This is a genomic window from Pseudomonas maumuensis (genome assembly GCF_019139675.1).
Lineage (GTDB): Bacteria > Pseudomonadota > Gammaproteobacteria > Pseudomonadales > Pseudomonadaceae > Aquipseudomonas > Aquipseudomonas maumuensis.
Genome location: NZ_CP077077.1, coordinates 200,080 through 222,575, shown reverse-complemented (window position 1 = coordinate 222,575; position 22,496 = coordinate 200,080). Strand labels below are relative to the sequence as shown.

The window sequence follows — 22,496 nt, the reverse complement described above, 5'->3', positions numbered from 1 at the left end:
TGGGTTGAGAGGTGCAAATGGTAGTGAATCCCATTTTCCTGCTCATCTGCTTAGCCGTTACCGAATGTTGCAAGGGGCTGCTGCGCAGCCCAATCGCCGGCAAGCCGGCTCCCACAGTGACAACGCAGGCCTTTGTGGGAGCCGGCTTGCCGGCGATTGGGCCGCAAGGCGGCCCCAGCGACCCTCAGGCCTTGGCCAACTCCGGCAGGTCCCCGGACAACCCCAATGCCTGGCGCACGAACAGCGCCTTGGCCTCCGGCATCTGTTCCACCAGCTTCAGCCCACTGTTGCGCAACCAGCGCAGCGGCAACGGGTTGGCCTGGAACAACCGTTCGAAGCCTTCCATCGCTGCCATCAGCGCCAGGTTGTGCGGCATGCGCCGCCGTTCGAAGCGGCCCAGCACCTTCACATCGGCCAGGCGCTCGCCGCGCTCGCTGGCACGTACCAGCTCTTCGGCCAGCACGGCGGCATCGAGGAAGCCCAGGTTGACCCCCTGCCCCGCCAGCGGATGGATGGTGTGGGCGGCGTCACCGATCAGCGCCAGCCCTTCCTCGACATAGCGCTTGGCATGGCGCTGGCGCAGTGGCACGCAGACCCGCGGATCAGCCTCGAGCACGTCACCCAGACGGCCCTCGAAGGCACGCTCAAGCGCCTTGCGGAACGCCGCGTCGTCCAGCGCCATGGCCTGCTCGGCCTGCTCCGGCGTGGTCGACCAGACGATCGAGCACCAGTCCTGGCGGCCATCACGCGACAGCGGTAGGAACGCCAGCGGGCCTTCGTCGGTGAAGCGTTGCCAGGCCGTGGCGCGGTGCGCCTCACTGCACCGCACGCTGGTGACGATGGCGTGATGCAGGTAATCCCATTCGCGGGTCTGGCAACCGGCCAGGCGACGTACGGCCGAATTGGCGCCGTCAGCGGCGACCACCAGCGGCGCACGCAGCTTGCGACCATCGGCCAAGGTCACCAGCCACTCGTCGCCGGAGCGGCGCAACTGCTCCAGGCGGGCATTGGCCAGCAGCCCGACATCGCTGTCGTGCAGGCGCTCCAGCAGGCCGTCCTGGACCACACGGTTCTCGACGATATGCCCCAGCACCTCGGCATGCACGCTGGCCGCGGAAAAATGAATCTCGCCGGTGCCGCTGCCATCCCAGACGTGCATGTCCGAGTACGGCGAGACACGGCGCCGGGCGATGCCCTCCCAGGCCCCCAGGCGCTCGAGAATGCGCTGGCTGGCCGCCGACAGGGCACTGACCCTTGGTTCGAAAGGCGCCTCGCCGTCGAACGGCTTGACCGACAACGGGCCACCGTCGAGCAGGAGCACCTCCAGGCCACTGTGGCGCAAGGCCAGGGCCAGGGCGCTGCCGACCATGCCGGCACCGACAATCAACAGATCTGCGCGCATTTCCATGCCTTACGCCTGCCTCGCTTGCGGCTTGAGCCGCACGTATAAAGTTTTGTCGACCCGCGCCACCAGCTCGCCGGCGCCATCGCGGATCTCCACCTGCAACCGCGGCAGGTACTTCTTGCCGCTGGCGGTCTGCTGGCGGATCTCGTCCAGCAGCGCGTCGTCGACGTGGAATTCGGCATACACTGGGCCCTTGCCCGGTGAGATGAAATCGATGGAGGCGGCCTTGTCCCAGACGATGTACTCGCGCCCCAGCTGCTCGATCAGCAGCAGCATGTAGAACGGGTCGACCATCGCGTACAGGCTGCCACCGAACTGGGTGCCGACGTAGTTGCGATTCCACCGCGTCAGCTTCATGCGCACCTTGACGCTGCGCATGTCCGGGCTGATTTCCTGGATGTGGATGCCGGCGCCCAGGTAGGGCGGGTAGAAGTTCAGCAACCAGCGCAGCATCCGCGCTCGCCGTGCGAGCCGACGCGCAGCGCTCATGGGCGGCCCCGCGGGTCGGGGCGAGTGCCGAGGCCCATGGCCTGGCGGGCGAACCAGCTTTTCGCCGGCGGCAGCAAGTCCAGCCCGAGCAGGCCGAGGTTGCGCCCGGCCGCCAGCAGCGGCTGGCTGCTGCCGAACACCCGGGTGACCTGGTCGGAGAAGCCGATGGTCAGGGCCTGGTCGAGGCGCTGGCGCTGGTGATAGCCCTGTAGCGTGGGCAGATCGCCCGGCAGCGCCGGGCCGGCCAGCAAGGCGTCCGCCAGCGACTGCACATCGCGCAGCGACAGGTTGAAGCCTTGGCCTGCGATCGGGTGCAGGCTGTGGGCGGCATTGCCCAGCACCACCAGGTGCGGGCGCACCTGCTCCTCGGCCTCCACCAGCGACAGCGGATAGAGATGACGGGCACCGACCTGGCGCAGGGCGCCGAGGCGGTAGCCGAAGGCCTCCTGCAGTTCGCGCAGGAAGCTGCGCTCGTCGAGTTCGGCCAGGCGTTTGGCATCCATGCCCTGGCGGGTCCAGACCAGCGCGCAGCGGTTGTCCGCCAGCGGCAACAGGGCCATCGGCCCTTGCTCGGTGAAGCGCTCGAACGCCTGCCCGGCATGGGCCTCGCCTGGGGTGATGTTGGCGATCAGCGCGCTCTGCTCATACGGCGTGTGGCGCACATGGATGCCCAACTGCTCGCGCAGGCCCGAACGGCCACCATCGGCCAGCACCGCCAGGTCGCACTCCAGCACGGTGTCGTCGTCCAGCTGCAACCGATAGCCACCGGCGATGGCCTGCATCGCCTGCACTTGCGCCGGGCAGCGCCAGCTGACCACCTCGTTGTCGATGGCCTGCCACAGGCACTGGCCGAGCCAGGCGTTCTCCACCACATAGCCGAGCGCCGGCACGCCTTCCTCCAGCGCATCCAGGCGCGTGGCGCCGAAGCGGCCACGGTCGGATACCTGGATCTGCCGGATCGGCTCGGCGCGGCGGCTGATGGCCTGCCACAGCCCCAGCCGCTCGTAGATCTGCCGGGTGCCGTAGGACAGCGCCGAAGAACGCGCGTCGTAGCTGGGCTGGAAGCTGTCGCCGGGAGCGAACGGCTCGATCAGCAGGATCGTCCAGCCCCGCGCCTTGGCCGCGGCCTGCAGCGTCAGGGCCAGGCTGGCGCCGACCAGGCCACCACCGATGATCGCCAGGTTGACCCGGTTCATGCGGCGTCCTTGCGGGCTTCGTGCATCAGCGCCTCGATCTCGGCGACCGTGCGCGGCACGCCTGAAGTGAGGATTTCACAGCCTTGTCTGGTTACCACTACGTCGTCCTCGATCCTTACGCCGATGCCGCGCCATTTCTTCGCCACGGCCTGGTTGTCGGCCGCGATATAGATGCCCGGTTCGACGGTCAACGCCATGCCCGGCTCGAGCACGCGCCACTGGCCACCGACCTTGTATTCGCCCACGTCGTGCACGTCCATGCCCAGCCAGTGCCCGGCGCGGTGCATGTAGAAGGCTCGGTAGGCCTCGCTGTCGATCAGCGCCTGTACCTCGCCCTTAAGCAAGCCCAGCGCCACCAGCCCTTCGGTGATCACCCGCACGGTCGCCTCGTGGGCATGGTTCCAGTGCTTGCCCGGGGCGATCTCGGCGAACGCCGCGGCCTGGGCCGCGAGCACCAGCTCGTAGATGGCCTTCTGCTCGGGCGAGAAGCGCCCGCTGACCGGGAAGGTGCGGGTGATGTCGCTGGCGTAGCAGTCGATCTCGCAACCGGCGTCGATCAGCACCAGGTCACCGTCCTTGAGCGGCGCATCATTCTGCTGGTAGTGCAGGATGCAGCCATTGCGCCCGGCGGCGACGATCGAGCCGTAGGCCGGCATCTTCGCCCCGCCCTTGCGGAACTCGTAGTCCAGCTCGGCTTCCAGGCTGTACTCGTGCAGCCCGGCGCGACAGGCCTGCATGGCGCGCACATGGGCACGGGCGGAGATTGCCGCGGCCTCGCGCATGACCTTCACTTCCGCCGCCGATTTATACAGGCGCATGTCGTGCAGCAGATGATCCAGGGCAACGAACTCGTTCGGCGGCTGGGCGCCCAGGCGGGCCTTGGAGCGGATCACATTGATCCACTCCATCAGCCGGCGGTCGAATTCGGGATTGCCGCCCATGTTGCTGTAGACCCGCTCGCGGCCCTCGATCAGGCCCGGCAGGATCTCGTCGATATCGCTGATGGGGAAGGCATCGTCGGCGCCGAAATCACGCACCGCGCCTTCCTGGCCGGCCCGCAGGCCGTCCCACTGCTCGCGCTCGGGATTGCGCTCGCGGCAGAACAGCACGTACTCGCCATGCTCGCGGCCCGGGATCAGCGCGATCACCGCCTCCGGCTCGGGGAAGCCGCTCAGGTACTGGAAATCGCTGTCCTGACGATAGACATGCTCGACGTCGCGGTTGCGGATGGCAACTGCGGCGGCGGGCAGGATGGCGATGCTGTTGGGGACCATCTGCGCCATCAGCGCCTTGCGCCGACGGGCGTACTCCGCCTTGGGTATGTGGCTCATGGGCAAACGACCCCGATCAGATCAGTGCAGCGATGGCTTTGGCGCAGGCGCTTCGGGCTTGGCCAGCTCGGTGTACAGCAGCAGCGGGGCGACGCGCAGGTACTCCATGACTTCCATGTAGTCGCTTTCGCCGTCCTCGGACTCTTCCAGCGCTTCCTGGACCTGCGAAATGGCCACCAGGTCCTGGAGCACTTCCTTGGCATCGGTGGACAAGTCCTTGCCACCGGCGTTCAGGCCGAAACCGGTGATGAAGCCCTGGCACCACTGGCCCAGCGCGGTGGCGCGGTCACTGAGTGCGGCATCATCGGAAGGCAGCAGCAGGACGATGGCGACGTCGTCGCCGGTCAGCTCGGCCTTGACCATCTCTTGCAGGCCGACCAGGGCGTTGCGGACGGTGTCACCAGGTTCGGTCTCGAGCAGCTGGGCGGCGTCGGCCAGCCAGGCATCGGCATCGAAGCCGGCGCCGGCGCAGCTACGGCCGATCAGCAGGCCGTGCAGCTCGGCGGGGGTGACTGGGTGGCCATTGCTCGAAAGCAACATGGCGAAGGCAATGTAGGGCGATTGGGTATTGGGCATGGGCAGCTAGGCGCCAGACGGCGCAATGACTAGAATGGAGACCTTGTATCCTAGCACCGGCAGGCGCGCCAAGACCATCGGCACTGGCCGTCGCGCCCTTGGGGCAGGCATGATCGCCAGGCGAGTCAAGGAATCGAGTGCAACCCATGCAAGAGAACGACCTGCAAGCGCTGATGAGCCGGTTCGAGTTGCTGATCGAACGGGTCGAGCAACTAAAGCGGCAAAACGCACTCTTAGTAGCTCAGGAACGATCCTGGCGCGAGGAGCGCGCCCAGCTGATCGAAAAGAACGAGATCGCCAAACGCAAGATCGAATCGATGATCCTGCGCCTCAAGGCCCTGGAGCAAGACTCATGAGTTCAAGCAATAGCGTCACCGTCCAGATCCTCGACAAGGAATACTCGATCATCTGCCCGCCCGAGGAGCGCAACAACCTGGTCGGCGCCGCCCGCTACCTGGATGGCAAGATGCGCGAGATCCGCAGCAGCGGCAAGGTGATCGGCGCCGACCGTATCGCTGTGATGGCTGCGCTGAATATCACCCACGAACTCCTGCACCGCCAGGAGCGCCCCGAAGTGGCCAGCGGCGGTACCACCCGCGAACAGGTGCGCGACCTGCTGGAGCGGGTCGACCAGGCCCTCTCCGACGATCCGGTTAGCAAAAACGATTGAGATTGGTATACTGGCGCCACTCCCTGGGGGATGCGCCAGTCGGTTATGTCCCTGAGCCGATACGCACAACCACGGGGGTTGCACGCTGGGGCCGGTGTGCATGTCCGCCCGACGGAAAGCCTTAACGCCCCCTGCAATCTCCACCTTGAACTTTCGGGTTCAAGGGCTACACCGATAGCGGTCTTGTCGGGGAGCCTGCCTTCAGAACTGCCCGCCTTCCACGGCGGGCTTTTCGTTTCTTCAGGGATCGCCCGTGCCATGACCGACACCGCGCCGCTCACCCGCCCCCAGCTTCGCCGCCTCCTGCGCAATGCCCGCCGCGCTCTCACACCCACCCAGCAACGCCAGGCCGCCGAAGGCCTTTATCGCCAGTTGGCGCAGCATCCACTGTTCCGCCGCGCCCGGCATATCGCCCTGTACCTGCCCAATGACGGCGAGATCGACCCGCGCCTGCTGCTGCGCGAGGCGCACAGGCGCGGCAAGCACGTCTACCTGCCGGTGTTGCACGCCTGGCCCGCCACGCGCATGGTGTTCCAGCGTTTCGAGCCAGGTGAAAAGCTGCGACCCAACCGCTTCGGCATCGCCGAACCTGTAGTCGAGCGCAAACGCCAAAGGCCGATCTGGGCACTGGACCTGATCCTGCTGCCGCTGGTCGGTTTCGATGAGATGGGGGGGCGCCTGGGCATGGGCGGGGGCTTCTATGACCGCAGCCTGGCCTATCAGGGCCGGCGCAAGGCCTGGAAAAAACCATTGCTGCTGGGGCTGGCGCATGAATGCCAGAAGGTGGAGCGGCTCAACCAGGCAAGCTGGGATGTACCGTTGCAAGGCACGGTGTCAGACCGTGGTTGGTACTTGGCAGCGAAGTGAACCCGCGATCAGCGGTGCTGTTGCTGCGCCGGATCGACGGGCGCCTGCTGATAGGCGGCATCGAGCTTGCGCTCCCACAAGCCTTGCGCGTAACCGGTGGTGACCACGCCCAGGCCGAAGATGAAGGCCAGGATCCAGAGCAGGTCCGGTTTACGTTGTTTCATTGATTGCCCCCCAAGAACAACTGTCCAAGCTCGGCGGCTTTCTTGATGGCTGCCGGAGCGTATAGCTTAAAATCGGCGCATTTTCCGACAACATGAGGCGCTAGGCAAACGTTGACGCCAACCGACTGTCGGTTTCATGCAACGAGTTATTTCAAACTCTTTCAGGAGCAGCATCCATGGCCTACTGGCTGATGAAATCCGAGCCCGACGAGCTCTCCATCGAAGCCTTGGCACGCCTGGGCAGTGCCCGTTGGGACGGGGTACGCAACTACCAAGCGCGCAATTTCCTGCGGGCCATGAGCGTAGGCGACGAGTTCTTCTTCTACCACTCCAGCTGCCCGCAACCAGGAATCGCCGGCATTGCCCGGATCAGCGCCGCGGCCTACCCGGACCCGACCGCCCTCGACCCGCAAAGCCACTACCACGATGCCAAGGCCAGCGCCGAGAAGAACCCGTGGAGCGCGGTGGATGTCGAGCATGTGCAGACCTTCCGCCAGGTACTCGGCCTGGGCCTGCTCAAGCAGCAGGCGGCACTGGAGGAACTGCCACTGGTGCAAAAGGGCAGCCGCCTGTCGGTGATGCCGGTGACCGCCGAACAATGGGCGGCGATCCTCGCGCTGAGCTGATTGTGCGTCTACTGTAGGGGGTTTGACCAATATCAACGCGCCAGGATGCGCGTCACGCCAGGATAAGGCGTGCAAGCCGCAGGATGCAGACCGATGAATCGAAAAGCCCCCAGAGTCTTCGCCTCCGCCCTTGTGTTGCTGCTTCTGGCGGCCGGCGGGCTGGGTTACTGGAAGTCCCTCCACGACCGCCTGCCCGAAGGCCTGAGCATGGGTAACGGGCGCCTCGAATCCACCGAAGTGCAGATCGCCAGCAAGGTACCCGGGCGCCTGGCCGAGGTGCTGGTCGATGAAGGCGACAAGGTCACCCGCGGTCAACTGCTCGCCCGCATCGACACCCGCACCATGGAGGCCCAGCGCAGCCAGGCCGAGGCCGAGGTGCTGCGCGCCCGCGAGAACTACGCCGCCGCCCAGGCCAGCGTGCAGTTGCGCCAGAGTGAGCTGCTGCTGGCCAGCCAGGAGCTCAAGCGGGTGCGCGAAATCTACCAGCGCAAGTTCGCCAGCCAGCAATTGCTCGACCAACAGCAGGCTCGCTACGACACCGCCACCTCTGCCGTGGTCGCCGCCCGCGCCCAGTTGGCGGCGATCAAGGCCGCCATTGGCGCCGCCGAGGCCCAGGTCGCCCAGCTCACCAGCGAAATCGACGACAGCAGCCTGCGTGCCCCCATCGACGGCATCATCCAGCTGCGCCTGGCCGAGCCCGGCGAGGTGCTCGGTGCCGGTGGCCGGGTGCTGATGCTGATCGACCCCAGCGACCAGTACATGAACCTCTACCTGCCCGCCGCCACCAGCGGCCGGCTGACCGTGGGCGACCAGGCGCGGATCGTGCTCGACGCCCTGCCCGAGCAGGCCCTGCCGGCGAAGATCGCCTTTGTCGCGGCCAAGGCGCAGTTCACCCCGAAACAGGTCGAGACCCGTGACGAGCGGCAAAAGCTGGTGTTCCGGGTCAAGCTGCGCCTGACCGAGCCGAGCGCCGTGCCCCAGGCCAAGCCGGGCATGCCCGGCGCCGGGTACGTGCGCACTGCCGACGTGGGCTGGCCGGCCAACCTGCAATGAACGCGGCGACAGCGCTGCAGGCCGACGGCGTCAGCCACCATTATGGCGATCTGCAGGCCCTGCACCCCCTCGCGTTCAGCCTGCCGGCCGGCACCCGCTGCGGCCTGATCGGCCCGGACGGCGCCGGCAAGTCGACCCTGCTCGGGCTGATTGCCGGGGTCAAGCGCCTGCAACAGGGCGAGTTGCAGGTGCTCGGCGGCTCGATCCGCCAACGCCGCCACCGCACCGCGCTGTATCCCAAGGTCGCGTTCATGCCCCAGGGCCTGGGCAACAACCTGTACCCGGAGCTGTCGATCCGCGAGAACATCCGCTTCTTCGCCACTCTGTTCGGCCTGGGCCGCGCCGAGTGCGAGCAACGCATGGCCAGCCTGCTGCGCGCCACCGACCTCGAAAGTTTCGCCGAGCGCCCGGCCGGCAAGCTGTCTGGCGGCATGAAGCAGAAGCTGGGGTTGTGCTGCGCGCTGATCCACGAGCCGGACCTGCTGATCCTCGACGAGCCGACCACCGGCGTCGACCCACTGTCGCGGCGGCGCTTCTGGGAACTGGTCGAGCAGGTGCGCGCCCAGCGCCCGCAACTGACCCTGCTGGTGGCCACCGCCTACATGGAGGAAGCAGAGCAGTTCGAGCACTGCCTGATGCTCGATGCCGGTCGCCTGCTGGCTGCGGGCCTGAGCCATGAGCTGGCCGCGACCACGCCCAGTGGCAAGCTCGACGATGCCTTCACCCACTTTCAGGGCGCTGGCCGCGAGCAACCCGAGCCGCTGCGGATTCCGCCACGCCAGGCCGACGACGGGCCGATCGCCATTGAAGCCCACGATCTGACCTTGCGCTTCGGCGACTTCACCGCGGTGAACAAGGTCAGCTTCGCCATCGGTCGCGGCGAGATTTTCGGCTTCCTCGGCTCCAACGGCTGCGGCAAGACCACCACCATGAAGGTGCTCACCGGGCTGATGCCGGCCAGCGAAGGCAGCGCCAGCCTGCTTGGCCGCCCGGTGGATGCCGGCGACCTGGCCACGCGCAAGCGGGTCGGCTTCATGTCCCAGAGTTATTCCCTGTACGGCGAGCTGAGCGCCCGGCAGAACCTCGAGCTGCATGCTCGCCTGTTCGACCTGGCCAAGGCCGACAGCGCGCCGCGCATCGCCGAACTCATCGAGCGCTTCGACCTTGGCGCTATCGCCGACCAGCCGTCCGGCGCCCTGCCCTTGGGCCTGCGCCAACGTCTGTCGCTGGCCGTGGCGGTGCTGCACCGCCCGGAAGTGCTGATCCTCGATGAACCGACCTCGGGCGTCGATCCGGCGGCCCGCGACGACTTCTGGCGGCTGCTGGTGGAGTTGTCCCGCGAGCAGGGCGTGACCATCTTCCTGTCCACCCACTTCATGAACGAGGCCCTGCGCTGCGACCGCATCTCGCTGATGCATGCCGGCCGGGTGCTGGCCTGCGACACCCCGCAGGCCCTGCAAATCCAGTTCGGCGGCGACACCTTGGAAGACGCTTTCGTGCGTTGCCTCGAACAGGCCCAGGACGCGCCCACCCAGACACAAGCCGACACCACGCTGGAACAGGCCGCTGCCCCAACGCCCGCCCTGCGCCAGGCCTTCAGTCTGCGCCGCCTGCTGGCCGTCGCCAGCCGCGAAGGCAAAGAGCTGCTGCGCGACAAGGTGCGCCTGGCCTTCGCCCTGGCAGGGGCATTGTTCATGATGGTGATCTTCGGCTATGGCATCTCGCTGGATGTGGAAAACCTCGCCTTCGCCGTCTATGACCAGGACCAGAGCCCGCAGAGCCGCGCCTACCTGGAAGCCTTCCGTGGCTCGCGCTATTTCGCCGAGCAGCCGCCGATCCGCGATGCCCGCCAGCTGCACCAGCGCTTGCAGCGCTCGGAGATCAAGCTGGCCCTGGAGATCCCGCCTGGCTTTGGCCGCGACCTGCATGCCGGGCGCCAGCCGGTGGTTGCGGCCTGGCTTGACGGTGGCATGCCGTTTCGCGCCGAGACCAGCCGCAACTATGTCGAGGCCGTGCATCAGGCCAACCTCGAACAGCTCGTGGCACTCGGCCCGAACCCTGTCTCGCGCCAGCAGCCGGTGCGCCTGGAAACGCGCTTTCGCTACAACCAGGACGTGGTCAGCGTGAACGCCATCGGCCCTGGCGTCATGGCGCTGATCCTGGCCTTCATCCCGGCCATGCTCACCGCGCTGGGCATCGTGCGGGAAAAGGAGCTGGGCTCGATCACCAACTTCTACGCCACGCCCCTGACCCGCCTGGAGTTCCTGCTCGGCAAGCAGGCACCGTACCTCGCGGTGAGCCTGGTCAACCTGGCGCTGCTGGTGGCGATGAACCGCTGGCTGTTCGGCGTGCCGCTCAAGGGCAGCCCGCTGGCCCTGGCGTGCGGCGGCCTGGCCTACCTGCTGGCGACCACCAGCCTGGGCCTGTTGATCTCGGCATTCACCCGCACGCAGATCGCGGCGATCCTCGGCACCCTGATCATCACCAGCCTGCCGACCATCCAGTTCTCCGGGCTGATCGTGCCGCGCTCGTCGCTGGAGGGCGCGGCGGCGCTGATGGGCCAGCTGTTCCCGGCCGGCTACTTCCTCGACATCGCCGTCGGCACCTTCACCAAGGCCCTGGGCCTGCGCGAGCTGTGGCCGCAGTGCCTGGCGCTGCTGGGCTTCTTCGCCGCCTTCACCGGGCTGAGCCTGATCATGCTGAAAAAGCAGGAGGCCTGAAATGAGCCGGCTCTCCCACACCTTGCGCCTGGGCCTGAAGGAGCTCACCAGCCTGCGCCATGACAGCGTGTTGCTGCTGTTCCTGCTGTACGCGTTCAGCGTGGCGATCTACATGCCTGCCGCAGGTTCGGTAATAGGCGTGCACAACGCCAGTGTCGCAGTGGTCGACGAAGACCACGGCGCCATCTCGCGCAAGCTTGCCGAGTCGCTGCAACCGCCCGAATTCCAGCCCGCCGTGGCACTGCCGGCGGATCGTCTGGACCAGGCCATGGACAGCGGCCAGTACACCTTCGTGATCAACCTGCCGGTGAACTTCCAGGCCGACCTGCTGGCCGGGCGTTCGCCGGAACTGCAGGTCAACGTCGATGCCACGGCCATGAGCCAGGCCTTCATGGGCGCGGGCTACATCGGGCGGATCTTCGAACGCGAGCTGCTCGAATACGCGGGCCGCAGCACCAGCAGCCCGGCACTGCTCAATCCCAAGGCGCTGTTCAACCCCAACCTCGAAGGCGGCTGGTTCCTGGCGGTGATCCAGATCGTCAACAACATCACCATCCTGGCCATCATCCTTACCGGCACCGCGTTGCTGCGCGAGCGCGAGCACGGCACCCTCGACCACTTGCTGGTGCTGCCGCTGACGGCACTGGAAATCATGCTGGCGAAGATCGCCAGCAACGCCCTGGTGGTGGTGGCCTGTACCTGGATATCGCTGGAAGTGGTGGTCAAGGGCGCCCTGGGCGTGCCGCTGGCGGGCTCGATGGCGCTGTTCCTGGGGGTGACTGCGCTGTACCTGTTCGCCAGCACGGCACTGGGCATCTTCCTCGCCACCCTGGCGCGCTCGACACCGCAGTTCGGCCTGTTGGCGATCCCGGTGATCATCCCGATGCTGTTGCTGTCGGGGGGCAGCACACCGCTGGACAGCATGCCGCAGTGGCTGCAGTGGGTCATGCAGGGCTCGCCCTCAACCCACTTCGTCAGCCTCGGCGCGGCGATCCTGTTCCGCGACGCCGGGCTGAGCGTGGTGTGGCCGGACGTCGCGGCGCTGGCCGCGATCGGCCTGGTGTTCTTCGGCGTGGCCCTGGCGCGCTTTCGCCGCAGCCTCGCCGCCTGATCACTGCACGATCAGGTTGTTGAACAGCAGGTCCTCGACGATCGGCTTGCCCTCTTCGGACTCCATCACCTGCTGCACCTGTTTCAGGGCTTCCTGGCGCAGCTTTTCCTTGGCCTCGACGTTGCTCATGTTGTCCACGCCCTGCTGAGTGAACAGCGCCACCAGCTGGTTGCGGATCAGCGGTTCGTGGTGCTTGACCGCCGTGGCGGCGGCGTCGCCGGTCACGCGCAGGGCGACGTCGGCTTTGTACACGCGCAGCTTGGGGCCGCCGTCGAGGGCGTAGTTGCCGACGAAGGGCGGGCTGAGGCTGATGTAAGCGACCTTGGGCTCGCCTTCCTTTTCCTCGGCCATAGCCGCCGCCGGCAGCATCAGGGCCAGCACCATCAAGATCCACGCTTTCACGAATTCGCTCCTCAATACAGTTGGCGCCAGCTTACCCAGCGCGCCGGCCAAACCCAAGCCCGGGCTTATGCCAGCTCATCAGGGCCGACCATGCTCGTTGACCCTCGGGGTGGCCCTCCTACACTTATCGGCCACCACACGCAAAGGAATAGCCCTGATGAAAGCCTTGTTGTGCAAAGCCCTGGGCCCGGCGCGGGACCTGGTCCTGGAAGAGGTCGCCAGCCCCGTGCCGAAGAAGAACGAGATCCTCCTCGACGTGCATGCCGCAGGGGTCAACTTCCCCGACACCCTGATCATCGAGGGCAAGTACCAGTTCAAGCCGCCGTTGCCGTTCTCGCCGGGGGCGGAGGCCGCCGGCGTGGTGGCCGCGGTGGGCGAGAAGGCCGGTGCGTTCAAGGTCGGCGACCGGGTAATGGCCCTGACCGGCTGGGGCGCTTTCGCCGAGCAAGTGGCGGTGCCGTTCTACAACGTGCTGCCGATCCCGGCGGGCATGGACTTCACCACTGCCGCCGCGTTCGGCATGACCTACGGCACTTCGATGCACGCCCTCACCCAGCGCGGCCAGCTCAAGGCCGGTGAAACCCTGCTGGTGCTCGGCGCCTCGGGTGGCGTTGGGTTGGCGGCGGTGGAGATCGGCAAGGCCCTCGGCGCGCGGGTGATCGCGGCGGCCAGCAGTGCCGAGAAGCTGGCGATCGCCAAGGCGGCCGGGGCCGACGAGCTGGTCGACTACAGCCAGGCCAGCCTCAAGGACGAGATCAAGCGCCTGACCGGCGGCCAGGGCGTGGATGTGATCTACGATCCGGTCGGTGGCGAGTTGTTCGACCAGGCTGTACGCGGACTGGCGTGGAACGGCCGCTTGCTGGTGGTGGGGTTCGCCAGCGGGACGATCCCGCAGTTGCCGGTGAACCTGGCGCTGCTCAAGGGCGCGGCAGTGGTCGGGGTGTTCTGGGGCGCCTTTGCCCAGCGCCAGCCGGAGGACAACGCCGCCAACTTCCGCCAGCTGTTCGCCTGGCATGCCGAGGGCAAGCTGAAGCCGCTGGTGTCGCAGACCTACGCGCTGGCCGAGGGCGGCGCCGCGATCGAGCGTCTGGCGCAGCGCCAGGCAGCGGGCAAGCTGGTGGTAACGGTTCAGCGCTGACCTTTCTGCCCTGTCACTGGCTCACAGTGACAGGGCAGACCCCGCAGTTCTTCTATTCATATTCCTAAACGGTAGTTCATAAACTTTTTCTAAACGAATAGGGTATATCGACCGGACCACCGGACCAGCAAACGTCTGTCGCCATCAGCTGAGGCGACGCTTTCAACTTTGTGAGGTTAGGAATGGTCAGGATCACAATCACCCCAGTGCATAACGCCAGGGCATTGAGTGCAGCCAAGGAGCGGTACTGATGTCCAGCCAACCAACTACCCGATTCCACAGCGATCACGATAGCTCGCCACTGCTGCTGCCGGCCAAGGTGCTGCGCAACGACGAAGAGGCCCTGCAGGCCGCCCGCGAACTGGCCGAGGTGGCCCGCCAGCAGGCCGCCAAACGTGACCAGCAGCGCAAGCTGCCATGGGCCGAGATTGAGCAGTTCACCCGCAGCGGCCTGGGCAGCATCAGCGTGCCCAAGGCCTTCGGCGGCCCCGAGGTGTCGTTCGAAACCATCGCCGAAGTGTTCCGCCTGATCAGTGCCGCCGACCCGGCGCTGGGGCAGATTCCGCAGAACCAGTTCGGCATCCTGCAACTGGTGCGCCTTACCGCCACCCAGGCGCAGCAGGAAGCGATCTTCCGCGCCGTGCTCGACGGCTGGCGCATCGGCAATGCCGGCCCCGAGCGCGGGACCAAGGACACCCTGACGCTCAAGGCACGCATTACCCGCGAGGGCGACGGCTATCGCATCAGTGGCGAGAAGTTCTATTCCACCGGTGCCCTGTACGCCCACTGGGTAGCGGTAAAAGCCCTGGACGATGACGGCCGGCAACGCCTGGCCTTCGTCCGTCGCGGCAGCCCGGGGCTGCGCATCGTCGACGACTGGTCCGGCTTCGGCCAGCGCACCACCGCCAGCGGCACCGTGCTGCTCGACCAGGTGCCGGTGGACGCCGACCTGGTGCTGGACAACTGGCGCCTGCGTGAAGAGCCCAGCATCCAGGGCGCCGCCTCGCAGCTGATCCAGGCGGCCATCGACGCCGGCATCGCCGAAGCGGCCATCGCGGACACGATCCAGTTCGTGCGGGAGAAGTCCCGGCCCTGGATCGAGGCCAAGGTCGAACGCAACAGCGACGATCCCTATGTGATCGCCGACATCGGCCGCCTGAAGCTCGAACTGCACGCCGCCGAGGCCCTGCTGCGCAAGGCCGCCAGGGTGCTCGACGAAGTGAACGCCGGTGTGATCGATGCCGCCGCCGCGGCCCGTGCCTCGATTGCCGTGGCCGAAGCCAAGGTGCTCACCACCGAGATCTCGCTGCAGGCCAGCGAGAAGCTGTTCGAGCTGGCCGGCAGCCGCGCCAGCCTGGCCGAGTTCAACCTCGACCGGCACTGGCGCAACGCCCGGGTCCACACCCTGCACGACCCGGTGCGCTGGAAGTACCACGCCGTCGGCGCCTACTACCTCAACGGCACCCTGCCTGCCCGCCATTCCTGGATCTGATTCAAGGCCCAAGGGCTGCGCTGCAGCCCTTTCGCCGGCAAGCCGGCTCCCACAAGTACTCCAGTGAACCCTCACTGTGGGAGCCGGCTTGCCGGCGAAAGGGAAGCACAGCGACCCCCAGTGCCCGGAGAGCAACATGACTGCATCCCTCATCAGCACCGACGCCCAGGCCCTGGCCGTCGCCGACGAACTCGCCCACTACCTGCGCGAAGACAGCGCCCTGCGCGACCGCGAGCGCCGCCTGCCGCATGCCGAACTCGAACGTTTCGTGCAGTCCGGCCTGTGGGGCATCAGCGTGCCCAAGGCCTTTGGCGGCGCCGGCGTGTCCAGCGCCACCCTGGCCAAGGTCATCGCCCGCATCGCCCAGGCCGACGCCTCGCTCGGGCAGATCCCGCAGAACCACTTCTACGCCCTGGAAGTGCTGCGGGTGAACGGCAATCCCGAACAACAGCAACGCCTCTACGCCGAAGTCCTCGCCGGCCGCCGCTTCGGCAACGCCCTGGCCGAGCTCGGCACGAAGAACGCCCATGAGCGCACCACCCGCCTGAGCCGCGACGGCGACCACTTCCGTATCGACGGCCGCAAGTTCTACTGCACCGGCGCGATCTACGCCCAGCGCATCCCGACCCTGGTGATCGACGAACAGGGCGTATCGCACCTGGCCTTCGTGCCCGCCGACAACCCGGGCATCGAGGTGATCGACGACTGGAGCGGCTTCGGCCAGCGCACCACCGGCAGCGGCTCGGTGGTGTTCAACCATGTGCCGGTCCGCGCCGAGGACGTCGTACCGTTCCAGAGCGCCTTCGAGCGCCCGACCACGGTCGGCCCGCTGGCGCAGATCCTCCATGCCGCGATCGACACCGGTATCGCCCGCGCCGCCTACGAGGACGCCCTGCATTTCGTGCGCACCCGCAGCCGACCCTGGATCGACTCCGGCCTCGACAAGGCCAGCGACGATCCGCTGACCCTGAAGAGCTTCGGTCACCTGGCAATCCGCCTGCACGCCACCGAGGCCCTGCTCGAACGCGCCGGGGAAATCCTCGACATCGCCCAAGCCGACAGCAACGCCGAGACCCTGGCCGCCGCCTCCATCGCCGTCGCCGAGGCCCGGGCGATCAGCACCGAGATCTCCCTGGCCGCCGGCACCACCCTGTTCGAGCTGGCCGGCAGCCAGGCCACCCTGGCCGAGCACAACCTCGACCGCCACTGGCGCAACGCCCGGGTGCATACCCTGCACGACCCGGTGCGCTGGAAGTACCACGCTATCGGCAACTACTACCTCAACGACGAGAAACCGCCGCGCCGAGGGACCATCTGATGGCCAAGCAGATCCTGCTCAATGCCTTCAACATGAACTGCATCGGGCACATCAACCACGGTTTGTGGACCCACCCGCGGGACACTTCGACCCAGTACAAGACCCTCGACTACTGGACCGACCTGGCCCGCCTGCTGGAGCGGGGACTGTTCGACGGGCTGTTCATCGCCGATATCGTCGGCACCTACGATGTCTATGGCCAGTCGCTGGACGTGACGCTGAAGGAGTCGATCCAGCTGCCGGTCAACGACCCGCTGCTGCTGGTCTCGGCCATGGCCGCCGTTACCAGGCATCTGGGCTTCGGCCTCACCGCCAACCTGACCTATGAAGCGCCTTACCTGTTCGCCCGGCGCCTCTCCACCCTCGACCACCTGAGCAATGGCCGGGTCGGCTGGAACATCGTCACCGGCTACCTCGACAGCGCCGCCCGGGCCATGGGCCTGGAGCAGCAACCCGAGCACGACCGCCGCTACGACCAGGCCGACGAGTACCTGCAGGTGCTGTACAAGCTGCTCGAAGGCAGCTGGGCCGACGACGCCGTGGTCGCCGATCGCGAGCAACGCGTCTATGCGCGCCCGGACAAAGTGCGCAAGGTCGCGCACCATGGCGAGTTCTACGACGTCGAGGGCTACCACCTGTGCGAACCCTCACCACAGCGTACGCCGGTGCTGTTCCAGGCCGGTAGTTCGGCACGCGGTTTGGCCTTTGCCGGCAACCATGCCGAGTGCGTGTTCATCAGTGGCCAGGAAAAGGCCGCCACCCGCGCCCAGGTCGACAAAGTGCGTGCAGCGGCGCAAGCAGCTGGTCGCGACCCGCAGGCGGTCAAGGTATTCATGGGCATCACCGTGATCGTTGGCAAAACCGAGGACGAAGCCCGCGCCCTGCACGCCGAGTATCTGCGCTACGCCAGCCCCGAGGCCGGGGTTGCGCACTTCGCCAGCTCCACCGGTATCGATTTCTCCCGCTACGAACTGGACGAACCCATCGGCTTCGCCAAGGGCAATGCCATCCAGTCCGCCACCCGCCAGTTGCAGGAAAGCGCCTGGACCCGCCGCCGCCTGCTCGAGCAACACGCCTTGGGGGGGCGCTACGTGGTCCTGGTCGGCAGCCCCGAGCAAGTCGCCGAGCAACTGATCGGCTGGCTCGACGACACCGGCCTGGACGGTTTCAACCTGACCCGCACCGTCACCCCGGAAAGCTTCGAAGCCTTCATCGACCTGGTAGTCCCCGAGCTGCAACGCCGTGGCCGCTACAAGACCGACTACGCCGAGGGCACCCTGCGCGAGAAGCTGTTCGCCAGCGACCACCCGCACTTGCCCGCCGACCACCCCGGATCCACCTACCGCAACGCCCACACCCCTGCCCCGACTGGAGCCCTGCACCATGCTTGAAAAACTGTTCCGGCCCGTCGCGGCCATTGCCCTGGGCCTCGGCCTGTCCGCCGCAGCCCTCGCCGCCGAACCACTGAAGATCGGCACCACCGCCGCCTTCGCCATTCCCCTGGAGGCGGCAGTGGAGGAGGCCCATAAACAGGGCCTGGAAGTGAAGCTGATCGAGTTCAGCGACTGGATCGCGCCGAATGTCAGCCTCAACAGCGGCGACATCGACGTGAACTACTTCCAGCACATCCCCTTCCTGGAAAACGCCAAGGCCGCCGCCGGCTTCAACCTGGTCCCCTATGCACCGGGGATCATCAACAACGTCGGGCTGTACTCGAAAAAGTACAAAAGCTTTGCCGAGCTGCCCGAAGGCGCCAGCGTGGCCATCGCCAACGACCCGATCAACAGTGGCCGTGGCCTGCAACTGCTGGCCAAGGCCGGCCTGATCACCCTCAAGCAGGGCGTGGGTTACAAGGCCACCGAGGACGACATCATCGCCAACCCGAAGAAGATCAAGATTCTCCAGGTAGAAGCGGTGCAACTGGTGCGCGCCTACGACGACGCCGACCTGGTGCAGGGCTACCCGGCCTATATCCGCCTGGCCAACACCTTTGACGCCACCTCGGCGCTGCTGTTCGACGGCCTGGAGAACAAGGAATACGTGATCCAGTTCGTTATCCGCCCACAGGAGAAAAACGACCCGCGCCTGGCCAAGTTCGTCGACATCTACCAACACTCGCCGGCGGTGCGCGCCGCCCTCGACAAGGCCCATGGCAAGCTCTACCAGGCCGGCTGGGAAGGCTGACATGGCCCAGGCCAGCGCCCTCAGGGCGCCCATCCCGCCCGCCGAACCGTCCAAGGCCGAAGAAACGGCCCTGCGCCCGGAAGTGAACCAGGCGCACATCCGCTTCATCGGCCTGGGCAAGACCTATCCGGGCCAGGTCCAGCCGGCGTTGCAAGGCATCGACCTGAACATCCGCCGCGGCGAGATATTCGGCATCATCGGCCGCAGCGGCGCCGGCAAGTCCTCGCTGCTGCGCACCATCAACCGCCTGGAACAGCCCAGCCAGGGCCGGGTGCTGATCGAGCAGGTGGATATCGCGCCGTTCGACGAAGACCGCCTGGTCGCCTTGCGCCGGCGCATCGGCATGATCTTCCAGCACTTCAACCTGATGTCGGCCAAGACCGTGTGGCAGAACGTCGAGCTGCCGTTGAAGGTGGCCGGGGTGGCCAAGGCCGAGCGCCAGCGCAAGGTCCGCGAGCTGCTGGAGCTGGTGGGTCTTGCGGAAAAACACCATGTCTACCCGGCGCAGCTGTCCGGCGGGCAGAAGCAGCGCGTCGGCATCGCCCGGGCGCTGGTGCATGACCCCGAGATCCTGCTGTGCGACGAAGCCACCTCCGCGCTGGACCCGGAAACCACCGCCTCGATCCTCGAGCTGCTGCGCGACATCAACCAACGCCTGGGCCTGACCGTGGTGCTGATCACCCACGAAATGGCGGTGATCCGCGATATCTGCCAGCGCGTGGTGGTGCTCGAGCGGGGCGAGATCGTCGAACAGGGCGAGGTCTGGCAAGTGTTCGGCACACCGCGCCACGACGTCACCCGCACCCTGCTCGCACCGCTGCAGACCAAGCTGCCGGCCGCCTTGCAAGCCAGCCTGCGTGCCCAGCCGATCAGCCGCGACGCGGCTGTGGTGCTCAAGCTCGACCTGGTGGGCGAGCCGGAACTGAGCGCCCTGTTCAGCGATCTGGGCGGACGCGTGCGGCTGCTCCAGGGCGGCGTCGAGACCATCGGCGAGCATGCCTTGGGGCAACTGATCCTGGCCGTGCGCGGTTCGCCGCTGGACACCCACCAATTGCTCGAACGCGCCCGTCGCTGGGCCGCGGATGTGGAGGTACTCGGCCATGTGGATTGATCGCCTGCTGCAAGGCTTGCTCGACACCCTGCTGATGGTCGGCGTGTCCTCGCTGGTCGCGCTAATCGTCGGGGTACCGATGGCAGTGCTGCTGGTCACCAGCGACAAGGGCGGGATCTTCGAGGCCGCCGCGCTGAACCGGGTGTTGGGCGCCATCGTCAACCTGTTCCGCTCGATCCCGTTCCTGATCCTGATGGTCGCGCTGATCCCCTTCACCCGCCTGGTGGTCGGCACCACCTATGGCGTGTGGGCCGCGGTGGTGCCGTTGACCATCGCCGCCACGCCGTTCTTCGCGCGCATCGCCGAGGTCAGCCTGCGCGAGGTGGACCACGGCCTGATCGAAGCGGCACAGGCCATGGGCTGCCGGCGCTGGCACATCGTCTGGCACGTTCTGCTGCCTGAGGCGCTGCCGGGGATCGTCGGCGGCTTCACCATCACCCTGGTGACACTGATCAACTCGTCGGCCATGGCCGGGGCGATCGGTGCCGGAGGCCTGGGGGATATCGCCTATCGCTACGGCTACCAGCGCTTCGACAGCCAGATCATGCTGACCGTGATCGTGATGCTGGTGGCGCTGGTGGCGGTGATCCAGTTGGGTGGGGACCGTTTGGCCAAAGGGTTGAACAAGCGTTGAGCCTATCGCGGGGCAAGCCCGCTCCTGCGACCAGCGGGAGCGGGCCTGCCCTGCGATACGACCTCAGCCCCAGTGCAGTTCCGCCGCCGGCACCGGCCGCCCGAACCAATACCCCTGCCCCAGCTGGCACTGCTGCTCCAGCAGGAACCGCGCCTGCTCGGCCTGCTCGACGCCCTCGGCATGCACCTGCATGCCCATGCTCCGCGCCAGGGCGATGATCACCCGCACGATGGCGATGTCGTCTTCGTCGTGGGGCAAACCCGCGACGAAACCCTGGTCGATCTTCAGCTTCTGCACGGGCATGCGCTTGAGCCGCAGCAATGACGAGTAACCCGTGCCGAAATCGTCGATGGCCAAGGTCACGCCCAGCTCGCGCAGGCGATGCAGCTGTTCCAGGGCGACCTCGGGGTCTTCCATCACGGCGCTCTCTGTCACTTCGAGTTCGAGCAGCGATGGGTCCAGCCCGGTATCGTGCAGCGCATCGGCCACCTGTCGGTACAGGTCACGCTGGCTGAACAGGCGACTGGAGATGTTCACCGCCACGAACGCCAGCTGCCGCCCTTCGACCTGCCACTGCATCATCTGCCGACACGCCTGGCGCAGCACCCAGGCGTCGATTTCTGCTATCAACCCGGTACGCTCGGCGATGGGGATGAACTCCCCGGGAGGAACCAGGCCACGCACAGGGTGCTGCCAGCGCACCAGCGCCTCGACGCCGATCATCCGCGCGGTGAACAGATCGTACACCGGCTGGAAGAACACCCGCAGTTCCTGCTGTTCGAGCGCCCGGCGCAATTCGCCGGCAGTCTCGACCCGCTGCTGGGCATGGGCGGTAAGCTCCTCGGTGTACAACGCGTAGCAGGCACGGCCATTGCTCTTGGCCTTGAACAGCGCCGAATCGGCGTTGCGCAGCAGCTGCTCGGCACTCAGTGCATCGTTGGGAAACAGGCTGATGCCGATGCTGGCACTGATGAACAGGCGGTTGCCCTCGAAGCAGAACGGTTCTTTCAAGCGTTCGATGATCGATTGCGCCAACTTGCCGGCCTGGCCCACCTGCTGGCAGCTCTCGGCCAGCACGCCGAACTCGTCGCCCCCCAGGCGCGCCAAGGTCACACCGCTGCCAAGCACCTCGCGCAGGCGTTCGCCGACCAGCTTGAGCAGTTGGTCGCCAATGGTGTGGCCGAGGCCGTCGTTGATGCTCTGGAAGTGGTCGAGGTCGAGCAGCAGCAAGGCGCAACCGCGCTTGTTGGCCTGCGCCGCGGCCATGGCCTGCATCGCGCGATCGTTGAACAGCAGGCGGTTGGGCAGGCCGGTCAGCGGATCGTGATGGACAAGGTAGGCCAGCTCTTGCTCGGTGTGTTTGATCACGCTGATGTCGCTGAACACCGCGACGTAATGGCTGAGTGCGCCACTGTCATCGTGAATGGCACAAATCGTCTGCCATTGCGGGTAGATCTCCCCGCTTTTACGGCGGTTCCAGATTTCCCCGCTCCATTCACCCTGCTCTGCCAGCGCGGCATAGATCTGCTGGTAGAACGGCGCGCCATGGCGCCCGGACTTGAACTTGCTCGGGCGCTGACCGATGACTTCTTCCTGCTGGTAGCCAGTGATGCGCATGAATGCCCGGTTGACATGCACGATCAGGCCGTTGCGGTCGGTCACCAGTACACCCTCCAAGGTGCTGTCGAACACCGCTGCGGCCATGCGCAGGCGCTCACGGTCCTCGCTGCGCAGGCGCGCGCCGATGCCGATGAAATCGAGCAGGCGCGCGCGGGAAACGAAGATCAGTGCGGCACTGAGCATTACCCAGAGCACGACATTGATCTGCCGCCCCACGGCCAGGGCCAATGGGTTCTCGGTCATACCGTGTAAAACCAGCTCGGACAGCGCCAGCCAGAGAATCGAAAACAACACGTAGAGCCCGGCCATGCGCAAGGCGTCGCGAACGGAAACAGACATGTCGGGTGGATGAGCCCATGAAAAAAGAAGGGGCATTATAGGGGCTGAAA

22 protein-coding genes and 1 other RNA gene are annotated in these 22,496 nt (G+C 66.5%); 15 read left to right on the top strand and 8 right to left on the bottom strand.

The genetic code is table 11. The features are described 5' to 3' along the window. Positions 1 to 184 precede the first annotated feature (184 nt). The 5 genes from KSS90_RS01065 to KSS90_RS01045 are packed head-to-tail and all read right to left on the bottom strand — an operon-like array spanning position 185 to position 4,997. Entirely contained in the window at positions 185 to 1,402 is a 1,218-nt protein-coding gene (locus KSS90_RS01065) for a 2-octaprenyl-3-methyl-6-methoxy-1,4-benzoquinol hydroxylase (RefSeq protein ID WP_217869714.1), read from the bottom strand. A gap of 9 nt (positions 1,403 to 1,411) precedes the next feature. Further along, positions 1,412 to 1,894 (bottom strand): DUF4442 domain-containing protein, encoded by a 483-nt coding sequence (locus tag KSS90_RS01060; protein WP_023633020.1) that lies wholly within the window; start codon positions 1,892 to 1,894, stop codon positions 1,412 to 1,414. Beyond that, entirely contained in the window at positions 1,891 to 3,090 is a 1,200-nt protein-coding gene (gene ubiH / locus KSS90_RS01055) for a 2-octaprenyl-6-methoxyphenyl hydroxylase (RefSeq protein ID WP_217867900.1), read from the bottom strand. Before ubiH ends, KSS90_RS01060 begins: the two co-directional genes overlap by 4 nt. Continuing rightward, on the bottom strand, positions 3,087 to 4,421 hold the full coding sequence (pepP, locus tag KSS90_RS01050) for a Xaa-Pro aminopeptidase (RefSeq protein ID WP_046853725.1): 1,335 nt from the start codon (positions 4,419 to 4,421) through the stop codon (positions 3,087 to 3,089). The genes ubiH and pepP overlap by 4 nt, the downstream gene beginning before the upstream one ends. A 21-nt stretch (positions 4,422 to 4,442) precedes the next feature. Continuing rightward, complete coding sequence (locus KSS90_RS01045; protein ID WP_038707024.1) at positions 4,443 to 4,997, bottom strand: YecA/YgfB family protein; 555 nt, start codon at positions 4,995 to 4,997, stop codon at positions 4,443 to 4,445. 146 nt (positions 4,998 to 5,143) lie between these two features. Between KSS90_RS01045 and KSS90_RS01040 the strand changes: the two genes are divergently transcribed. From KSS90_RS01040 to KSS90_RS01025, 4 genes are all read left to right on the top strand, one after another. Then, on the top strand, positions 5,144 to 5,353 hold the full coding sequence (locus KSS90_RS01040) for a TIGR02449 family protein (RefSeq protein WP_217867899.1): 210 nt from the start codon (positions 5,144 to 5,146) through the stop codon (positions 5,351 to 5,353). Continuing rightward, a complete protein-coding gene (locus tag KSS90_RS01035) occupies positions 5,350 to 5,667 on the top strand; it encodes a cell division protein ZapA (RefSeq protein WP_046853724.1) in 318 nt (105 codons plus the stop codon). The genes KSS90_RS01040 and KSS90_RS01035 overlap by 4 nt, the downstream gene beginning before the upstream one ends. A 17-nt stretch (positions 5,668 to 5,684) precedes the next feature. Beyond that, a non-coding RNA gene (gene ssrS / locus KSS90_RS01030) (6S RNA) lies at positions 5,685 to 5,864 on the top strand. A 61-nt stretch (positions 5,865 to 5,925) separates the two neighbouring features. Beyond that, entirely contained in the window at positions 5,926 to 6,534 is a 609-nt protein-coding gene (locus tag KSS90_RS01025; protein WP_217867898.1) for a 5-formyltetrahydrofolate cyclo-ligase, read from the top strand. Positions 6,535 to 6,542: 8 nt separating this feature from the next. Here the strand turns inward: KSS90_RS01025 and KSS90_RS01020 are convergent, their stop codons facing one another. Further along, a complete protein-coding gene (locus KSS90_RS01020; protein ID WP_011536298.1) occupies positions 6,543 to 6,698 on the bottom strand; it encodes a hypothetical protein in 156 nt (51 codons plus the stop codon). Between the two features lie 176 nt (positions 6,699 to 6,874). Here KSS90_RS01020 and KSS90_RS01015 point away from each other — a divergent pair, with 176 nt between their 5' ends. The 4 genes from KSS90_RS01015 (at position 6,875) to KSS90_RS01000 (ending at position 12,208) form a co-directional block, all read left to right on the top strand. Continuing rightward, entirely contained in the window at positions 6,875 to 7,324 is a 450-nt protein-coding gene (locus KSS90_RS01015) for an EVE domain-containing protein (protein ID WP_046853722.1), read from the top strand. A gap of 93 nt (positions 7,325 to 7,417) precedes the next feature. Further along, positions 7,418 to 8,377 carry an HlyD family secretion protein gene (locus KSS90_RS01010; protein WP_217867897.1) on the top strand — a complete coding sequence of 320 codons (960 nt, stop codon included), beginning with the start codon at positions 7,418 to 7,420 and terminating at the stop codon, positions 8,375 to 8,377. Next, entirely contained in the window at positions 8,374 to 11,097 is a 2,724-nt protein-coding gene (gene rbbA, locus KSS90_RS01005) for a ribosome-associated ATPase/putative transporter RbbA (protein WP_217867896.1), read from the top strand. Before KSS90_RS01010 ends, rbbA begins: the two co-directional genes overlap by 4 nt. A 1-nt stretch (position 11,098) precedes the next feature. Next, the gene (locus KSS90_RS01000) at positions 11,099 to 12,208 is read left to right on the top strand and encodes an ABC transporter permease (RefSeq protein WP_217867895.1); all 1,110 of its coding nucleotides are present in this window, start codon (positions 11,099 to 11,101) and stop codon (positions 12,206 to 12,208) included. On the opposite strand, the gene KSS90_RS00995 is transcribed toward KSS90_RS01000, so the two are convergent. Continuing rightward, the gene (locus KSS90_RS00995; RefSeq protein WP_046853718.1) at positions 12,209 to 12,610 is read right to left on the bottom strand and encodes a flagellar basal body-associated protein FliL; all 402 of its coding nucleotides are present in this window, start codon (positions 12,608 to 12,610) and stop codon (positions 12,209 to 12,211) included. 157 nt (positions 12,611 to 12,767) lie between these two features. Here KSS90_RS00995 and KSS90_RS00990 point away from each other — a divergent pair, with 157 nt between their 5' ends. The 7 genes from KSS90_RS00990 to KSS90_RS00960 all read left to right on the top strand — a co-directional run bounded on the left by KSS90_RS00990 (position 12,768) and on the right by KSS90_RS00960 (position 20,487). Then, positions 12,768 to 13,748, top strand: coding sequence for an NADPH:quinone oxidoreductase family protein (locus KSS90_RS00990; protein ID WP_046853717.1), 981 nt, complete (start codon positions 12,768 to 12,770; stop codon positions 13,746 to 13,748). Positions 13,749 to 13,998: 250 nt separating this feature from the next. After that, the gene (locus KSS90_RS00985; RefSeq protein WP_217867894.1) at positions 13,999 to 15,240 is read left to right on the top strand and encodes an SfnB family sulfur acquisition oxidoreductase; all 1,242 of its coding nucleotides are present in this window, start codon (positions 13,999 to 14,001) and stop codon (positions 15,238 to 15,240) included. A gap of 136 nt (positions 15,241 to 15,376) precedes the next feature. Continuing rightward, the gene (locus KSS90_RS00980; RefSeq protein WP_217867893.1) at positions 15,377 to 16,558 is read left to right on the top strand and encodes an SfnB family sulfur acquisition oxidoreductase; all 1,182 of its coding nucleotides are present in this window, start codon (positions 15,377 to 15,379) and stop codon (positions 16,556 to 16,558) included. Beyond that, entirely contained in the window at positions 16,558 to 17,949 is a 1,392-nt protein-coding gene (locus tag KSS90_RS00975) for an LLM class flavin-dependent oxidoreductase (RefSeq protein ID WP_217867892.1), read from the top strand. Before KSS90_RS00980 ends, KSS90_RS00975 begins: the two co-directional genes overlap by 1 nt. Then, complete coding sequence (locus tag KSS90_RS00970; protein ID WP_217867891.1) at positions 17,942 to 18,742, top strand: MetQ/NlpA family ABC transporter substrate-binding protein; 801 nt, start codon at positions 17,942 to 17,944, stop codon at positions 18,740 to 18,742. The genes KSS90_RS00975 and KSS90_RS00970 overlap by 8 nt, the downstream gene beginning before the upstream one ends. A gap of 1 nt (position 18,743) precedes the next feature. Further along, positions 18,744 to 19,853 carry a methionine ABC transporter ATP-binding protein gene (locus KSS90_RS00965; RefSeq protein ID WP_217867890.1) on the top strand — a complete coding sequence of 370 codons (1,110 nt, stop codon included), beginning with the start codon at positions 18,744 to 18,746 and terminating at the stop codon, positions 19,851 to 19,853. Then, positions 19,843 to 20,487: a methionine ABC transporter permease gene (locus tag KSS90_RS00960; protein WP_217867889.1), complete on the top strand. Its 645-nt coding sequence runs from the start codon at positions 19,843 to 19,845 to the stop codon at positions 20,485 to 20,487. The genes KSS90_RS00965 and KSS90_RS00960 overlap by 11 nt, the downstream gene beginning before the upstream one ends. 63 nt (positions 20,488 to 20,550) lie before the next feature. Here KSS90_RS00960 and dibA read toward each other — a convergent pair whose 3' ends face one another. Then, positions 20,551 to 22,446 carry a phosphodiesterase DibA gene (gene dibA, locus KSS90_RS00955; RefSeq protein ID WP_217867888.1) on the bottom strand — a complete coding sequence of 632 codons (1,896 nt, stop codon included), beginning with the start codon at positions 22,444 to 22,446 and terminating at the stop codon, positions 20,551 to 20,553. Between the last annotated feature and the right edge of the window lie 50 nt (positions 22,447 to 22,496).

Excerpts from the sequence above, each read along its gene's own strand:
- KSS90_RS01065 (WP_217869714.1), bottom strand. The coding sequence starts at position 1,402 with ATGCGCGCAGATCTGTTGATTGTCGGTGCCGGCATGGTCGGCAGCGCC.
- KSS90_RS01060 (WP_023633020.1), bottom strand. The coding sequence starts at position 1,894 with ATGAGCGCTGCGCGTCGGCTCGCACGGCGAGCGCGGATGCTGCGCTGG.
- ubiH (WP_217867900.1), bottom strand. The coding sequence starts at position 3,090 with ATGAACCGGGTCAACCTGGCGATCATCGGTGGTGGCCTGGTCGGCGCC.
- pepP (WP_046853725.1), bottom strand. The coding sequence starts at position 4,421 with ATGAGCCACATACCCAAGGCGGAGTACGCCCGTCGGCGCAAGGCGCTG.
- KSS90_RS01045 (WP_038707024.1), bottom strand. The coding sequence starts at position 4,997 with ATGCCCAATACCCAATCGCCCTACATTGCCTTCGCCATGTTGCTTTCG.
- KSS90_RS01040 (WP_217867899.1), top strand. The coding sequence starts at position 5,144 with ATGCAAGAGAACGACCTGCAAGCGCTGATGAGCCGGTTCGAGTTGCTG.
- KSS90_RS01035 (WP_046853724.1), top strand. The coding sequence starts at position 5,350 with ATGAGTTCAAGCAATAGCGTCACCGTCCAGATCCTCGACAAGGAATAC.
- KSS90_RS01025 (WP_217867898.1), top strand. The coding sequence starts at position 5,926 with ATGACCGACACCGCGCCGCTCACCCGCCCCCAGCTTCGCCGCCTCCTG.
- KSS90_RS01020 (WP_011536298.1), bottom strand. The coding sequence starts at position 6,698 with ATGAAACAACGTAAACCGGACCTGCTCTGGATCCTGGCCTTCATCTTC.
- KSS90_RS01015 (WP_046853722.1), top strand. The coding sequence starts at position 6,875 with ATGGCCTACTGGCTGATGAAATCCGAGCCCGACGAGCTCTCCATCGAA.
- KSS90_RS01010 (WP_217867897.1), top strand. The coding sequence starts at position 7,418 with ATGAATCGAAAAGCCCCCAGAGTCTTCGCCTCCGCCCTTGTGTTGCTG.
- rbbA (WP_217867896.1), top strand. The coding sequence starts at position 8,374 with ATGAACGCGGCGACAGCGCTGCAGGCCGACGGCGTCAGCCACCATTAT.
- KSS90_RS01000 (WP_217867895.1), top strand. The coding sequence starts at position 11,099 with ATGAGCCGGCTCTCCCACACCTTGCGCCTGGGCCTGAAGGAGCTCACC.
- KSS90_RS00990 (WP_046853717.1), top strand. The coding sequence starts at position 12,768 with ATGAAAGCCTTGTTGTGCAAAGCCCTGGGCCCGGCGCGGGACCTGGTC.
- KSS90_RS00985 (WP_217867894.1), top strand. The coding sequence starts at position 13,999 with ATGTCCAGCCAACCAACTACCCGATTCCACAGCGATCACGATAGCTCG.
- KSS90_RS00980 (WP_217867893.1), top strand. The coding sequence starts at position 15,377 with ATGACTGCATCCCTCATCAGCACCGACGCCCAGGCCCTGGCCGTCGCC.
- KSS90_RS00975 (WP_217867892.1), top strand. The coding sequence starts at position 16,558 with ATGGCCAAGCAGATCCTGCTCAATGCCTTCAACATGAACTGCATCGGG.
- KSS90_RS00970 (WP_217867891.1), top strand. The coding sequence starts at position 17,942 with ATGCTTGAAAAACTGTTCCGGCCCGTCGCGGCCATTGCCCTGGGCCTC.
- KSS90_RS00965 (WP_217867890.1), top strand. The coding sequence starts at position 18,744 with ATGGCCCAGGCCAGCGCCCTCAGGGCGCCCATCCCGCCCGCCGAACCG.
- KSS90_RS00960 (WP_217867889.1), top strand. The coding sequence starts at position 19,843 with ATGTGGATTGATCGCCTGCTGCAAGGCTTGCTCGACACCCTGCTGATG.
- dibA (WP_217867888.1), bottom strand. The coding sequence starts at position 22,446 with ATGTCTGTTTCCGTTCGCGACGCCTTGCGCATGGCCGGGCTCTACGTG.